Source organism: Bradyrhizobium sp. AZCC 1578, from assembly GCF_036924675.1.
GTDB lineage: Bacteria > Pseudomonadota > Alphaproteobacteria > Rhizobiales > Xanthobacteraceae > Bradyrhizobium.
In genome coordinates this window covers 5358879-5373955 of the sequence record NZ_JAZHRZ010000001.1, presented here as the reverse complement: position 1 = coordinate 5373955, position 15077 = coordinate 5358879, and the positions used below count along the sequence as shown (strand labels likewise).

At 58.7% G+C, this 15077-nt stretch carries 10 protein-coding genes and 2 pseudogenes; 8 read left to right on the top strand and 4 right to left on the bottom strand.

Features of this window, described 5'->3' with window-relative positions; genetic code table 11:
• Positions 1-28: 28 nt before the first annotated feature.
• The 5 genes from V1290_RS25825 (at position 29) to V1290_RS25805 (ending at position 5478) form a co-directional block, all read left to right on the top strand.
• Complete coding sequence (locus V1290_RS25825; protein WP_334366979.1) at positions 29-2341, top strand: molybdopterin-dependent oxidoreductase; 2313 nt, start codon at positions 29-31, stop codon at positions 2339-2341.
• Positions 2342-2356: 15 nt separating this feature from the next.
• Positions 2357-2926, top strand: coding sequence for a peroxidase-related enzyme (locus tag V1290_RS25820; protein ID WP_334366978.1), 570 nt, complete (start codon positions 2357-2359; stop codon positions 2924-2926).
• Positions 2927-3002: 76 nt separating this feature from the next.
• Positions 3003-3698, top strand: a complete 696-nt coding sequence (locus tag V1290_RS25815; protein ID WP_334366977.1) for an L-fuculose-phosphate aldolase — start codon at positions 3003-3005, stop codon at positions 3696-3698.
• A 33-nt stretch (positions 3699-3731) separates the two neighbouring features.
• Entirely contained in the window at positions 3732-4694 is a 963-nt protein-coding gene (locus V1290_RS25810) for a carbohydrate kinase family protein (RefSeq protein ID WP_334366976.1), read from the top strand.
• Between the two features lie 37 nt (positions 4695-4731).
• Positions 4732-5478, top strand: a complete 747-nt coding sequence (locus tag V1290_RS25805; protein WP_334366975.1) for an SDR family NAD(P)-dependent oxidoreductase — start codon at positions 4732-4734, stop codon at positions 5476-5478.
• 374 nt (positions 5479-5852) lie between these two features.
• On the opposite strand, the gene V1290_RS25800 is transcribed toward V1290_RS25805, so the two are convergent.
• Complete coding sequence (locus tag V1290_RS25800) at positions 5853-6365, bottom strand: anthrone oxygenase family protein (protein WP_334366974.1); 513 nt, start codon at positions 6363-6365, stop codon at positions 5853-5855.
• A gap of 486 nt (positions 6366-6851) precedes the next feature.
• On the opposite strand from V1290_RS25800, the pseudogene V1290_RS25795 reads away from it, so the two are divergent.
• Positions 6852-7623: pseudogene (locus V1290_RS25795) on the top strand (Crp/Fnr family transcriptional regulator).
• Positions 7624-8477: 854 nt separating this feature from the next.
• Here the strand turns inward: V1290_RS25795 and V1290_RS25785 are convergent.
• From V1290_RS25785 to V1290_RS25775, 3 genes and pseudogenes are all read right to left on the bottom strand, one after another.
• A pseudogene (locus tag V1290_RS25785) lies at positions 8478-9509 on the bottom strand (HD-GYP domain-containing protein).
• Between the two features lie 489 nt (positions 9510-9998).
• Complete coding sequence (locus V1290_RS25780; protein WP_334366971.1) at positions 9999-11768, bottom strand: adenylate/guanylate cyclase domain-containing protein; 1770 nt, start codon at positions 11766-11768, stop codon at positions 9999-10001.
• Between the two features lie 800 nt (positions 11769-12568).
• Entirely contained in the window at positions 12569-13042 is a 474-nt protein-coding gene (locus V1290_RS25775; protein ID WP_334366970.1) for a hypothetical protein, read from the bottom strand.
• 223 nt (positions 13043-13265) lie between these two features.
• Here V1290_RS25775 and V1290_RS25770 point away from each other — a divergent pair, with 223 nt between their 5' ends.
• Positions 13266-13907, top strand: coding sequence for a tyrosine-type recombinase/integrase (locus tag V1290_RS25770; protein ID WP_442894070.1), 642 nt, complete (start codon positions 13266-13268; stop codon positions 13905-13907).
• Positions 13908-14198: 291 nt separating this feature from the next.
• Positions 14199-15053: an aldo/keto reductase gene (locus V1290_RS25765; protein ID WP_334366968.1), complete on the top strand. Its 855-nt coding sequence runs from the start codon at positions 14199-14201 to the stop codon at positions 15051-15053.
• Positions 15054-15077: the final 24 nt, after the last annotated feature.

The following is a 15077-nucleotide window of genomic DNA, read 5'->3' as shown; positions in this document are numbered from 1 at the left end:
AACACGGGCGAGCCCATGGAGACGGCGCGTGAGTGAGCTCAGGCGGATACCGCACTGCAGCCATTGGGGCGCCTACACCATTCTCGTGCAGGATGAACAGATCGTGGGCGTCGAGCCATTCGAACACGACCCGGCCCCCTCCCCGATCATCCATTCCATTTCGGAATGGGCCAACCCCGAACGCCGCGTATTGCGGCCGATGGTTCGTTCGGGTTGGCTGGACAAGCGCGAACACAGCGACCGGCGCAAGCGAGGCCAGGAGAAATTCGTGGCCGTTAGCTGGGATGAGGCGGCGACGCTGGTTGCCGACGAGATCCGTCGCGTCTCAGGCACTTATGGCAACGCATCGATCTTCGCGGGCTCCTATGGCTGGACGAATTCGGGCCGCCTGCACCATGCCTCGTCGCTGCTGAAGCGCATGCTCAACCTTGTCGGCGGCTTCACCAGGCATGTCGACACCTATTCCATCGCCGCCGGTCCCGTGATCTTGCGCCATACGCTGGGAAGCTCCGACGCGTGTGACGGGCGCGCCAACACACTCGACACCATCGCCGAACGCACCGAGACGCTGGTGGTCTTCGGGGCGCTGTCACCGCGGACCGCACAGAGCGAGGCCGGAGGTATCGGCATCCATCGGCTCGAAACATATCTTCGGAAGATCGTCGCGCGCGGCGTCAAGATCATTCACGTCTCGCCCCTGAAGGACGATCTGCCGGACTGGGTCGACGCCGAATGGTGGCCGATCCGCCCGAATACGGACACGGCGCTGATGCTGGGGCTGGCCGGCGAGGTCGTGAAAGCGGACAGGCACGACAGGAGCTTCCTCGATCGCTGCACGAGTGGTGCGGATCGGCTGCTGCATTATCTTGAAGGCGCGTCGGATGGCACGCGCAAGGATGCGGCTTGGGCCGCCGGTATCTGCGGGCTCGACGTCAACGGCATCGGCCAGCTCGCCAAGCGCCTGGTCGACACCCGCAGCATGCTGACCGTGAGCTGGAGCCTCCAGCGCGCGCATCATGGCGAGCAGCCGTTCTGGGCAGCACTCGGCCTCGCATCGGTCATCGGTCAGATCGGATTGCCGGGCGGCGGCGTCGGCTACGGTTATGCGTCCCTCGGCGGCGTCGGCGCACCTTTCAATCTCCTTAAGTCGCCCGGCATCTCGCAGCTCACGCGGCCGATCGACAGCTTCATCCCGGTGGCGCGCATCAGCGACATGTTGCTCAATCCCGGCACGGAGTTCACCTACGAGGGCGAGATCCGGGCCTATCCGGATATCAAGCTTGTCTATTGGGCCGGCGGCAATCCCTACCATCATCATCAGGATCTCAATCGCCTGTCTGAAGCCTGGACGCGGCCCGAGACCATCATCGTTCAGGATCCCATGTTCACGGCGACGGCGCAGCGCGCCGATATCGTGCTGCCGGCGACCACATCGATCGAACGTAACGATATGGCCGGCAACAAGCGCTCCGACCTCATCCTCGCGATGAAACAAGCCATCAAGCCCGTGGGAGACTCGCGACCCGACTTTGACATCTTCAATCTGATCGCCGGAAAGCTCGGCGTCGCCGACCGTTTCAATGAAGGCCGCGATGAAATGGACTGGCTTCGCTACCTTTACGAGCTGAGCCGAGAGGATGCTGCGCAGCGGCTTGGCTTCGAAATGCCGGATTTCGACACGTTCTGGCAGACCGGCTACGCGCGCTGCCCGGTGCAGGCCGGCCACACATTCCTGGCTGATTTCCGCGAGGCACCGGAGAAATTCGCGCTCAAGACCGAAAGCGGGAAGATCGTGCTCGGCAGCGAAACGCTCGCCAGGCTCAACTACGGCGACTGTCGTGCACATCCGGCCTGGATCGAGCCGGCGGAATGGCTGGGCAACTGCAGTGATCCAGCCGAACTGCACCTGATCTCGCACCAGCCGGCCGGACGCCTGCACAGTCAGCTCGAGACAGGCGCCTCGAGCGTGGCCCTGAAGCGCAATGGTCGCGAGCAGGCGCGGCTTCATTCTGATGACGCGGCGGCGCTTGGGATCACCGACGGCCAGACCATCCGCATCTGGAATACCCGGGGAACCTGTCTGGCCACGGCCCAGGTTACCGATACCGTGCGTTCGGGCGTGATCGTGCTACCCACCGGCGCCTGGTTCACCCCGCGGGATGACGAAGGTCTCGAGGCCGCCGGCAATCCGAACGTGCTGACGCTCGACGTCGGCACCTCGCAATTTGGCCAGGGTTGCTCCGCGCAGACGTGCCTGGTGAGGGCCGAACCACATATCGCAGATCAACGCGACGCCTTCGACGAATATCAAGAAAAGCTGGTTGCACTCGCGGCCGCCTGAGGGAGATCCATAAACATGACCAAGCCTGCCATCAGCCGCTTTCCTGTCCCCGAAATCTCGGATCTGCCGGACGATATCCGTAACCGCATTCTGGCGGTACAGGAAAAATCGGGCTTCGTGCCCAACGTCTTTCTGACGCTTGCGCATCGACCTGAGGAGTTTCGGGCGTTCTTCGCCTATCACGACGCCTTGATGGACAAGCCCGGTCCGCTCTCGAAGGCTGAACGCGAGATGATCGTGGTCGCCACCAGCAATGCCAACCAGTGCCAGTATTGCGTGGTGGCCCATGGCGCCATCCTTCGCATCCGTGCGAAAAACCCGCAGATCGCGGACCAGGTGGCGGTCAACTACCGCAAGGCCGACATCACCCCGCGGCAAAAGGCGATGCTCGACTTTGCCATGAAAGTTTCGATGCAGGCCTACGAGGTCGGCAATGCCGACATCGAAACACTGAAGCGCCATGACTTTACCGAGGAAGACGCGTGGGATATCGCCGCCATCGCTGCATTCTTCGGCATGTCCAACCGACTGGCAAACGTTACCAGCATGCGGCCGAACGACGAGTTCTTTGCCATGGGGCGCTGAAGCGCTTCGATCAGGATGAGGCGACAACTCCGGTGGCCCAGACGAGCTACGGTGATGCATTTCGAGGAAGTACGCCATGGTGAAGTCCTACGATTCAGACGTCGAGCTTCGACAATCCATCATCGACGCGTGTCGCGAGATGTCGGCTCAGGGTATCAACCAGGGCACGTCTGGTAATATCAGCGTTCGGACTGAGGACGGCATCCTGCTCACTCCGTCGGGTGTTCCTTATGACCGCATGCGGCCGGAGGACATCGTCGCCATGAAATGGGATGGCTCGTGGACGGCGTCGCCGGGCCACGTGCCCTCGACGGAGTGGCGCTTTCACCTCGACATCCTCAAGTCGAAACCCGAAGCGAACGCCGTCGTTCATGCGCATCCGATCTTCTGCACGATCATCGCAATCATGAACCGTTCGATTCCGGCCATCCACTACATGATCGCGGCGGCCGGCGGTAACGACATCCCATGCGCACCATATGCCCAATACGGCACCGAGGAGCTGTCACGCGCGGCCCTGGACGCGCTTCGTTATCGCCGCGCCTGCCTGTTGGCCCATCACGGGCTGATCGCGATCGGTCTGAACCTGCGCAAGGCCCTGTGGCTCGCGGTGGAGGTCGAAGTGCTCGCCAAGCAATATCACGGCTGCCTGCAGCTCGGCGAACCGCCGCTGCTGCCGGACGAAGAGATCGACAGCATCCTCAGGCGATGGGGGCAATATGGTTTGCGTGACAGCGACGGCGCCCAAAAGACCTCGGCGCATTCAAATTAACAACTCGGCACCAACAACTGCGAGACATGCCTCATGGCACACCGACACGACGTCAGCGTCTGCGGCACCTACATTCTGGATATTCTGGGCGTTCCGGTCACGGAAATCCCGGCCGGCGGCGGTCGGGCGCTGATCGATGAAATACGACTGACCGTCGCCGGCACCGCCGGTGGAACGGTTGTGCCATGCGCACGACTTGGCCTGAACGCTCGCGCAGTTGGCGCGGTGGGCACCGACGAGAAGGCCGACTGGGTGCTGAATGCAATGGAGCGCGAGGGCATCGATATCTCCGTCATGGAGCGGATGCCCGGCGCCCCGACGTCAGCGACGATCCTGCCCATCCGTCCCGACGGATCGCGTCCGGTCTTGCATGCGAGGGGCGCTTCTGCTCGCTGGCGCATCTCGTCCGAGGCGCAGAAGGCCGCCTGCCAGAGCAAAGTGCTGCACCTTGGCGGCGTTGGCTCTCTGCTGGCGATGGACGGCGCTCCGTCGGTGGCACTGCTGCGGGACGCCAAGGCTGCCGGCTGCATCACGACGCTGGACCTGATCCAGGCACGAAGCGAGACGTTGGCGCTGGTCGAACCGCTGCTGCCCTATGTGGACTTTTTCATGCCAAGCATCGACGAGACCCACGCCATGGTCGGAACCGACGATCCCGTGGCTTGTGCGCGAATCTTCATCGACAAGGGCGCCGGCGCCTGTGCCATCTCGCTGGGAGAGAACGGATCCTTCGTCATGGCCCGCGAAGGGCGGCAGTTCACATTGCCGGCATTCGAGGTGGCGGTGCGCGACACATCCGGCTGCGGCGACTCCTATACCGGTGGCTTCATCGCCGGACTGGTCCGCGACTGGGATCTGCTCGACTGCGCAAAGCTGGCGACAGCAACGGCCGCGATCGTCGCAACGGGCCTGGGCTCCGGTGCCAATCTCGTGTCGTTCGAAGACACGATCCACGCGATGAATACTCTGCCCGTCCGAGGCGCCGCTCGCTCTTAGTCCATCGACATCACGTTTATTGAAACAGGAACACAACATGACCAGACATGCCATCGTGACAGGGGCCAGCCGCGGCATCGGGCGCGCGATTGCCATCGGATTGGCCAATCGGGGCTACAGCCTCGCGTTGAACGACATCCCGGCCCAAGAGGCGGTTCTGCTGGAGACCATCGCTGAGGTGAAGAAACTGGGCGGACAATGCATCCCCGTCCTGGCCGATGTCAGCAATATCGGAGACTGTCAGCGCGCGGTATCCGAGGCAGTACAGGGTCTTGGACATATCGACGTTCTCGTCAACAATGCGGGGATCCTGAGATTGGCAATGATCGACGAATTGACACCGGAGATCTGGGATCAGACCTTTGCCGTCAACGTTCGCGGCGTCTTCCAGATGACCCAGGCCGTCGCGGCGCATATGAAGGAGCGCCGCTATGGACGCATCGTCAACATAGCATCCCTCGCCGCACGCACAGGCGGTCCAGGGCAGTCACACTATGCCGCATCAAAATCCGCCGTGGTCGGCTTTACGCGCGTCACGTCCATGGAGTTTGGCGGCCACGGAATTACCGTCAATGCCGTATGTCCCGGCATCATCCTGACGGAGATGGGTCGCAACAATTTGCGCGATCCGGAACGGGTGACGTATTTCGAAAAGATCACCGACCTGCATCGACTCGGCGAGCCGGAAGACGTTGTTGGTCCCGTCGCATTCTTTGCTTCGGACGACTCGGCATTTGTAACTGGCCAGGCACTCAACGTGGATGGCGGAATATTCTATAGTTAGTCGATATCCTCGGACGGTCGGGAATCACAGCGGCCGATACTCAGGTGGGGGCCAACATCTCTAGAGACTCGATCCGCGTGCGATCGGCATGAGCGGAGACGTTGATCGGAAACCTGTACACGCCCTCTGCTCGCTTTGGCGTGACCGTTGCATCCCATACGCGACTATACGCTTTGCGTCGATTGTGTTGATTCTGTCTGCGGTTGATCAAGGCTGGCCAGTTTGATTCCATCCTTCTGTGTTTTGCGGTCAAATCGACCCGAATGATCGTTACGGACATTCGGTGAGGAGTCCGGGCCAGAGCATTGGGGCCACTGGCTAAGCCAGTCCATTCCTCTGCAACTTGGCCGAAGGTGAAAGATCGACCTTTGCCGTCATACAGTCCTTGAGGCGCTCAGTCGCGATCTCGTCAATCCGAAAACGGCGAAAATCAAAGCAATGCCTGAAGCGATCGCTCGCACTTGATTCCAGAATTGCCATCGCCCTGAATAGCTGTCCCAAACCTCCCGAGCGGCATTAACGTCTGCCGGAACAGGCGTCACCGCCAACGTCTCGTTCATGGGAACGTTCACTGCCATCGTGAGGAAAAGGCCGAAAGCCATATAGACCGCAGCCGCGGCTAGGAACCACAACGCAGCCAAGATTTGACCGGCAAAGCGCATTGCGGCCGCCGTGAAAACCAAAACTACCGGTGTCAGGAAAAATGCAGGAAAGAACACCGCGTTGCGCACTGAGGCATTCATCGCCTGCATGGCAGCGATTGCGACACGGGGATCCGCCTGATCGAGCCCCCACATCGTCGAGCAGACCCAAGCATAGAAGGATCCGAAAATCGCGCCGCAAAAGACGATTGACGCGATCGACAGCGCCAGGAGCATTCTCGACATTGCAGGCCTCGCTTAGGGCCGATCGTTCTGTTCTCACGACCAATGCAAACCACCAATAGGAAAAATCATCCGCAGAGCGCGTGACCTTTGTCAAAACTACAGTGGTTATGGGTGATGGGTAAGATACGAGATTTACGCTCTTGGCACTTTTCGGGAAATTCGGACATCGGCACTGAGCGTTTCAGGATTGGACGATAGAGCGCGTCGATTGCCGCTTGTGTACCTCTTGCGGAAGATCTTTCCGCTTGCGGCTGGGCGTTTCAAAACCGCGGTGTTGGCGGTGCCCGGCGTAGATTGAAAGGGTTGCCCAATATTACGGAATTACGACCGAGCCCCTAAGTAGAAGCAAAGCCCCCAAGTAAAAATACGAGAGGACAAATCGTGGTGCTCTTGGTAACGCGCGACGCCAACCGATTTCGATCCAGGCCGTCGTGCTCACCTTGAATCCGAAATGAATCATAATCATTGAAGGAATTGCCAGCCACAATGAAGCGCCATACGAGCGTTGGTAATCGACTGTTAGCTGGGCTGCCGTCAGCGGACCTTGGTTTACTCGCCCCTTACTTCGAGCAAATATCGCTCAAACGAGACGCGGTGCTGGTGCGATCGGAGTGACAAGGTCTATTTTCCGCACAGCGGGACGATTTCGTTCATGCTCGAAATGCCGAACGGAGAAACAGTAGCAACCTCCGTCATCGGGCCTGAGGGAGCGGTGGGCATGCTGTCAGTGCTCGGGCCCTCGCATTCTCCTACCACGGCGGTCGTGCGCGTGCCGGGGATCGCATCGCAGATCTCCGCATCAAGGTTTCATGCAGCCTTCGGTCAGAGCAGCCTCATCAAACAGGCGGTCCAGACCCACACAAGGGCAGTGTTGATGCAGCTTCAGCATGTGGCCGCCTGCAACGCGCTGCATCCTGTCGAAGCCCGCATGGCCCGATGGTTGCTCCACATTCACGATAGGATCGACGCTGATGCTATATTGCTAACGCAGGAAGCGCTTTCAGAGTTGCTTGGAGTACGACGAACGACAGTGACGCTGATTATGCGCAAACTACGGGCGTCGGGTGCTGTACGACCCGGCCGGCGGGGCTTGGTCGAGATTGACAGACCGCGGCTCGAAGGAGCGGCATGTGAGTGCTACAAGGTCATGAGCTGCCAATATCACCAGATTTTTTCCGCTGGATACAGCGAAGCTTCGCAGTTAGGCCGCTCCGGCAACCAAAACTCCGGCGATCTACATTCCGTTTTGGCCGAATAGGAATCCACGATCGTTCTTCGTAAAAACGATGCATCGCCTCCCGAGTAGGCTCCACCTGCCGCGATCCCCAGAAGAGCGACTACCGCCTTGCTCCGCATGGCTTCATTCAGCCGAGTGCCGGATGATTTGGCAATTACCCATTGGCAGGGGTTCCGTCTCCAAGAGAACGACGGAAAACGCATTGATTGTTCGATGTCCGTGTTCTGCCTTATGCCTACTTTGCCGGTCCGGATTGCGCGATCACCGAATCCAGCGGGTAGACAACAGGAGAAATAGCGCCCGATTCCCCCTGTAGTTGGCCGCCGGTCGGGTGCTTTCATAACCGCCCATAATCGTGGCCCCATAGCGGTCACAGACCCGCCATTCCCACTTGGTCGGGCTTCGCCTGGTAATCAACACTTCCAACACGGTCGCGTCCCGCATCCCCAGTTGCGTACCATCAAGATTACCAATGGGCCTCAAGGTGTCGGTTCGCTTTTAGACTCTCAGCCGTAGTTTGGTGAAAGGAGTGTTTGAAACAGTGTTTGAAACACAGCGTGTCTAGCGATGTCTTAGCGACCCTTCCGGTGGGCAAGCCACAGCTCCTACTTGAGCACCCGCTACACCATGGTGGTATCGATACCCGAGCTGCTGAGCGATCCTGAGGATGCCATCACGGCTGGCCTGCAGTTCGACAATTCGCGCCTCTACAGCGGGCTTGACCCGATTCGGCCGAGCTTGGCCCATGCGTCCTAGCGCCCGTGAATAATAGCGCCTGTTTGATGCGGTGAAGGAGTCCAATGATCGCGCCATGTCGCAAGCAGCCGTCCTGATGGCTTTGCCTCGTTTTCGGTGACCGACGGTCGACGCAAGGACTACCTGGCCAGCGCGACGTCCTTGAACGCAGCCACCAGGGCCGTTTCCAATTTTCCCTGAATCCTGGAAAGGATGCCGTATGCCTCCGCCCCAGGGCATGGTCGGCTTGTATTGCCGGTGCTCAATCAGCGCGGCGAAGATGTCGGAAATGGTCAGCATTCGGACGATGTCGGTGATACTCTCGGCGCAGAGCGCATCCGGGTATCCGCTGCCATCGAGATACTCGTGATGATGCCGGACAGCATCCAGGGCCTCGGCGGAAATACCGGTCTGGGCTTTGAGGAACTCGTATCCTGCCACCGGATGGCTCTCGATAAGTGCGCGCTCCTCGGCGTTCAGCCGTCCGGGCTTGTCCAGGATCGCCCGATATCATGAAACATGGCGGCGGAGCACAGCCGGTCAAGATCGGTTCGCCGTAGTCCCAGGCTAAGTCCAAAGTCGATGGCCACGCCGGTTACGAGGAGGCAATGCTGGTAGGTCCCCTCGTGATGGCGCCGCACGGTCGTGAGCCATTCAGTGAGCCCGTGCTCTGTGATGCGATCGGCGATTTTCCTGCCAGCTTCTTTCGTCCCGATCACATCTATCGGCTCGCCCAACGACACCGCGGTGAACATCGATCCAATGGCGGCAGCGGCGACGTCAACCGCGTTGTCTTGCTGCGGCGCGCCGGTTGGCGAGGAGCATTCTGGGGCTGCCGGATCGGCCAACGCAGCGAGCAATTTGGACCGGTTGATTGTGCCCGTTAGGGCGAGCGTGGCTCCCAGGGCATAGGCCTGCGAGATGCAGACGTGGGACGGCTCTTCGACAAGGAATATGCGTTTTGGCACCTTGGCCATGCGTGCACTCCTCTTCTTGAGAGCCGCGATGTTTTCGACGACACGTAGATCGGCCCGGACAACCACCGCATGAGACTCCTGCGAGAGCTTTGCGTCGACGTCGAGCCGTTCCGCTGCTACGCGAAATCTGCGGTCAAGAATGCCGCAAAGGTGGGACAACTTGGCGGCATCATCCGCCAGAACATGCACAAACATGCGGGTCGTCTCCGTTGAGCGACTTACTTGCGCGTCTTCATGCCCAAAACGAGCCCCGATCCTCAGGGGGCTCGTTCAACCATATCAGCGCCTCCCGCAACTCCAGGAATACGACTCGCTCTTTTGCGGTTGATGATACCTCTCCGCCGGAGAGGTAGAGGAGGAAGCCCTTACCCTCGTCATGAAACAGAGCTTCTTTGGCCTCAAAAAACTGCGAGAGAGGGGACATCGATGAAGGAGATCGTTCGCGAAGAGACTAGCTGCATGTGAATCGCTCGTCATCCTGGTCCTGCAAGATTGACTTATTGCGCACGAGCGGGATGGTCATTCTTGCCCGGGTGCTTTTTTGTCTTCTCGGTGACGAACCGCACGCCTACCTGTGACCCGTTGACCCAGACCAACTCGCACCGGCGAAAGGTGCCAACAGTGGAGGTCGCGGGTCGCCGCCCAATCGATGAAATCGCTGGTACCGCGAGATCGGACAGCGCGTTATTCTGGAAGGCCGGCTTTGCGGAAACCGTCGATAAAGATCTGATCATGCCGTCGGCCGCTACGAGCTACCCATTCAGAAATGCGAAAATCGGGTTCGAGTTCGAGCAAACAGGCCGCTGCCTTCCTCGCTTCTGCTTCGCGTCCCAGATGAGCCAGGGCCGTCGTGAGGCAGCGATAGGACGCCGCAAAAGTCTGGTTCTGGCTAAGAGCCTTCTTGACCGCGGCAACCGCCTCATCGAAACGACCAAGATCGATGAATGTAACGCCCATTTCTGTAAGCCTTAGAAATAGCAACGGGTCAAATGGGCTTAGTCGAATGGCGCGCTCAAAGCTGCGGATCGCCTCTTCGGGCTGCCCCGCTACTCGGTAAGTCCAACCTCGCTGGCCCCACGCGAAGGCTGCATTGGGATTCAGGGCGACCGCACGGTCCACCATCTCCCTTGCAGTATCGAAATCGCCAGACCAGGCCGCTGCGTAGCCAAGCATGCTCAATGCCAAGTGGTCGTTCCCATCGATGCTGAGTGCCAACCGGAGAAGCCGCAATCCTTCGGCAGTTTCCGACTTCGGATCGGTCGCCCACCCCTGAGTGACATTTTGGAGGTGACCACTTCCTGCAAGGGTTGCAGCAAAGCCATACTGAGGGTCAATCTCCAATGCGCGAGAGACAAGCCGAAGGGCCTCGGCCGATCCGCCCCGAGTAAATGAATAGAGATGCGGTATTGCTCGAAGACAAAGGTCGTAAGCGCTGAGGTTTTTCGGCCGACGCGCGGCCAAATCGATTTCGGTTTGAAACATTTTTGGTTCAATGGCAGAGACGACACTTTCGGTCATCCGATCCTGTAGAGCGAAGATATCGCTCAGATCACCTTCGAATCGATCGGCCCAAAGGTGCAACCCGGTGGCGGCATCAATCAACTGGCCGATGATGCGGACTTTTCCGGCTGCCTTGCGCACACTCCCTTCAAGCACGTAGCGGACGCCGAGTTCGCGTCCGACCTGCTTAATGTCGACGGCTTTTCCCTTGTAGGTAAAACTCGAATTGCGCGAGATCACGAATAGAGGTTTGAACCGTGACAACGCAGTGGTGATTTCGTCCACCATGCCATCAGCGAAGTAATCCTGATCGGGATCACCACTCATATTCTGGAACGGCAACACCGCGATGGAAGGCCGATCAGGAAGAGCAAGCTGTTCAGCGTTATCAACGAGCAGGCGATTCGGCAGATCTATCCCGGTGCAACCTTTTGGAACGCACCAGACCCGCATCGGTTCGGCGATATTCTTCAAAGAATGCGAACCCATGTCCTCAAAGGTGCTATTTACTTTGCCCCGAACTTGCCGGTGTGCATCGTCGGAAATGCTGATGCCGCCAGGCTCTGCGATCCCTTCGAGACGGACTGCAATATTGACCCCATCACCAAAGATATCATCGTCTTCAATGATGATATCGCCGACGTGAATGCCGATGCGAAATTCAATCCGTTTGTCCTGCGGTACATCGGAATTTTGTTTGGCCATGCCGCGCTGAATTTCGACAGCGCAGCGTACGGCGTCTACGACGCTCGCGAACTCAATGAGAGCGCCGTCCCCGGTGTTCTTGACGATGCGCCCGCGATGATCAGCAATTTTGGGATCGAAAAGCGTCTTTCTCAGAGCTTTCAGTTGCGCCAGCGCGCCTTCTTCATCGACCCCTATGAGGCGGCAAGAGCCCGCGACATCCGCCGCCAAAATGGCTGCCAGTCGCCGCTCTACATGCTCTCTGCTCAAGGTGCTCCCCCATGCTCGGGGAAAAAGATCATATAGCAGAATTTTGGGTCGATGTCCGGCTAGGCTCACCGCGAAATGGGTCAATCGCGTCGGCTTGCTGATATCCGAGCCACTTCCGCTTTAATCCCTCATAGCCGACGTTCGCCGGCAGGATCGGCAGGTCCGAAAAGTGCCGGCCAAGCCGGACCGACCCGGATTAGCAGTTCCTCCGGTTTCGCCATCGCCCGCGATCATGTATTCGGCTAGGATCTCCGTCGGACGCTACTTACTCGCTCATCAACAACGTCATCAGTTGGATGCGCTCAGGTCCTTTCAGCCAATTCCTAATGCCGCCACCGACCCTCGGAATCATCGGCCATTCTTATGGGGCACTCTACGGCGGGCAATTGGCTTTCACAATCCCAGCCACCGCCTACGTGTCGCTGGGGGGGTGTTTGGGAGAGTTGGGCAATCTCCAGTGCGCCGCGGCCTCTCGATACGCTCAGGGTGCCAAAGTTGATCGCCTGGGGAACGCGAACCCAGGATCTAGTGGAAGTCCACGCCAACGCATCGGGGTACTGGGATGCTCTCATTGAGCCGAAGTACGGGCTAATTTTGCGCGATGGCGCGCATTGGGACTACGTCCCGGCACCAGACACGGACTGCGACGGATTGGAAGGCCCATGCCATCTGGTTGCCGATATTGCTGCCGACGTTGGCGCGTTGTTTCTCTCCAAATACATGCCCCCAGAGGAATTCGGCACATCCTTCCCGGGCTCCATTCCCGACGACCTAATCGTTACCTCGTGCGACAGGATGCTTCATTCACCCTGGTGTTCGTCCAGAGCAGCGGCGTACCAAAGGCTATTGAATCCTTCTTCGATCGCCCAGCCGACGTTCCTACCGCGCGATCTAAGCTTGTCGAGACGCTCAAGGTAGATCATACGCTCGGCAGGAGCTAGGCTTGATACGATTTCGAGGGACCGTTCGTACATGCGGATCAAAGCAGCAAAATAGCCTTCATCTTCCGTGTTGTAGGAGTCTAGAAAGCCGAATGCCTCCTCGCAATAAAATATCGACAGTTCCGCTATTCCATCCGAGCGCCCGATGGCTTTCTTGTAATCCGCAATCGCCTTCTTGGCTTTCGAAACCGATACCGACTGGCCTTTCATTAGGTCCGGGGATATCCATCTCGAAATACTCGCCTTGAAGGGCTGGAGCTGATCATGACCCAAGCCCAAGCGGGCGTGCAAGAATGCCTGGTTGTCTTTGCTCGCAGTATAGAGGTCTTGCACTAGTCCCCGAAGGCCCGCGCGATCGAAATCTAGGAGCGCGGCCTTAACGTCGCCCCAAGTTGGTGACGCATTCTTGCTACGGACCACGGCCACGAACCCTTCAAAGATGTTGAACGAGCTTCTCGGGTGCTAAAGATACACGACTTACGCAAAAGGAGCAGATTGGCCGGGTCAAGGATGCCTAACCAGTGGCACATGCTCTCCTCCTCTGTAACCGAGGAGTATGACCATGCAGAATCAAGTAAATGCTGCGCTGACGCCTGATAAACGCCTGCCCTGGAACAAGGGAAAGCTGACAGGGGCAAAGCCACCGCTGCGACCCAAACACGTCTGGTCAATCCGGACGAAACTCCAGATCGAAGGCCGCACTCGCGACCTCGCCATGTTCAATCTGGCGATAGACAGTAAGCTTCGCGGCTGTGATGTTGTCGCCATCCGAGTCGAGGATGTTGCTGCCGGCGGGTACACGGCGGATCGCGCAACTGTCCGCCAAAAGAAAACCGGACGGCCTGTCAGATTTGAATTGAGCGAGCAGACTCGCCAGGCAGTCGATGACTATCTAAAGGCCGCCAACAAAAGGCCTGGTGAGTTCTTATTCACGGCTCGTGGTGGTCCTAACCGCAACATGACAACGCGCCAATATGCCCGGCTCGTGTCGGAGTGGATCGGAAGCATTGGACTGGACTCAAGGCTGTTCGGGACGCATTCATTACGACGAACGAAAGCTACCCTGATCTACCAGCGGACTGGTAATCTCAGGGCCGTCCAGCTTCTGCTTGGGCATACCAAGATCGAAAGCACGGTCCGGTATCTCGGCATTGAGGTCGATGACGCCCTGGCAATAGCGGAACAAGTGGATGTCTGAAGTACCCGGGCAGAGCGGACATGCTCTGCCCGCCTTCTCACCGCCGGTTTGGGCCAGAAGCGGGCTATTCGCTTTGCGTTGGGGCAAGGCACGCCAGAAATTGCAATTTCGGCCAGTGTAGATGCAGCTCCTGCGGCCGTAAAGACCGCCCGAACCTCCCCGGTTATGCTTGTCTCTCGCTTGACGATCAACGTCGCCTGAAAGAGTTTGCGCGCGACACCACCGGCAAAGGCGATTTTTTTCGAGAATGCAGGACGTAGTCGTTGCGGCTACTATAGGACGGGATTTCGGGTGAAACAGTCATCCCACAAAGGTGCAGCGCTTGCTGGAACGATTGAACTCGGCGACCTGAAGGTTAACCGATTGGGCTTCGGCGCGATGCGTCTGTGCGGGGATTATGCCTGGGGAAGACCAAGGGATCGACAGCACGTCAATCGGGTTCTGCATCGAGCGGTCGAGCTTGGCGTTAATCTTATTGACACTGCGGATAGTTATGGCCCCGAAGCGAATGAGTTATTGATATCGCAGGCGCTGTATCCCTACCCGCCGGGTTTGGTTATTGCCACGAAAGGCGGGTTGGTGAGACCAAACCGCGGATCTTGGGTCCCGGACGGTCGCCCCGACCGTTTGCGGCGGGCGATTGAAGGCAGTTTGCAGCGCTTGCGGCTGGATCGCATCGATTTGTACCAATTCCATGCGCCTGACCCCAATGTGCCATTCACAGAATCGGTTGGAGCGCTGGCGGATCTGCAGCGCTTGGGCAAAATTCGCCATATAGGCGTCTCGAACGTCACGGTTGCCCAGCTCGAGGTCGCGCGCTCCATCACACCAATCGTGTCGGTTCAGAACGAGTACAATCTACGAGACCAAACCAGCGAAGATGTACTCTCCGCCTGCGAGCGTCTCGGAATTGCTTTTCTGCCCTGGTACCCCTTGGGCGGGAAGCGTGGCCTAAGGGCACAGAGGATAAAGGTAGTCGCCTCGCGTCGCGGCCTCACGCACGCTGCCCTGTCCCTCGCGTGGTTGCTCGCTAAATCACCTGTTATGCTGCCAATCCCGGGCACTCGATCCATCGATCATCTGGAAGATAATGTGCTTGCGGCCGCCCTCAAGCTTGAGCCGGAAGACCTCGACGATTTGGGATGAAGGCGCGGCCAAGTAAGTCGTGCC

Bases quoted from the DNA above. Each gene is read 5' to 3' on its own strand.
- V1290_RS25770 (WP_442894070.1), top strand. From the start codon at position 13,266: ATGACCATGCAGAATCAAGTAAATGCTGCGCTGACGCCTGATAAACGC.
- V1290_RS25800 (WP_334366974.1), bottom strand. From the start codon at position 6,365: ATGTCGAGAATGCTCCTGGCGCTGTCGATCGCGTCAATCGTCTTTTGC.
- V1290_RS25820 (WP_334366978.1), top strand. From the start codon at position 2,357: ATGACCAAGCCTGCCATCAGCCGCTTTCCTGTCCCCGAAATCTCGGAT.
- V1290_RS25805 (WP_334366975.1), top strand. From the start codon at position 4,732: ATGACCAGACATGCCATCGTGACAGGGGCCAGCCGCGGCATCGGGCGC.
- V1290_RS25810 (WP_334366976.1), top strand. From the start codon at position 3,732: ATGGCACACCGACACGACGTCAGCGTCTGCGGCACCTACATTCTGGAT.
- V1290_RS25815 (WP_334366977.1), top strand. From the start codon at position 3,003: ATGGTGAAGTCCTACGATTCAGACGTCGAGCTTCGACAATCCATCATC.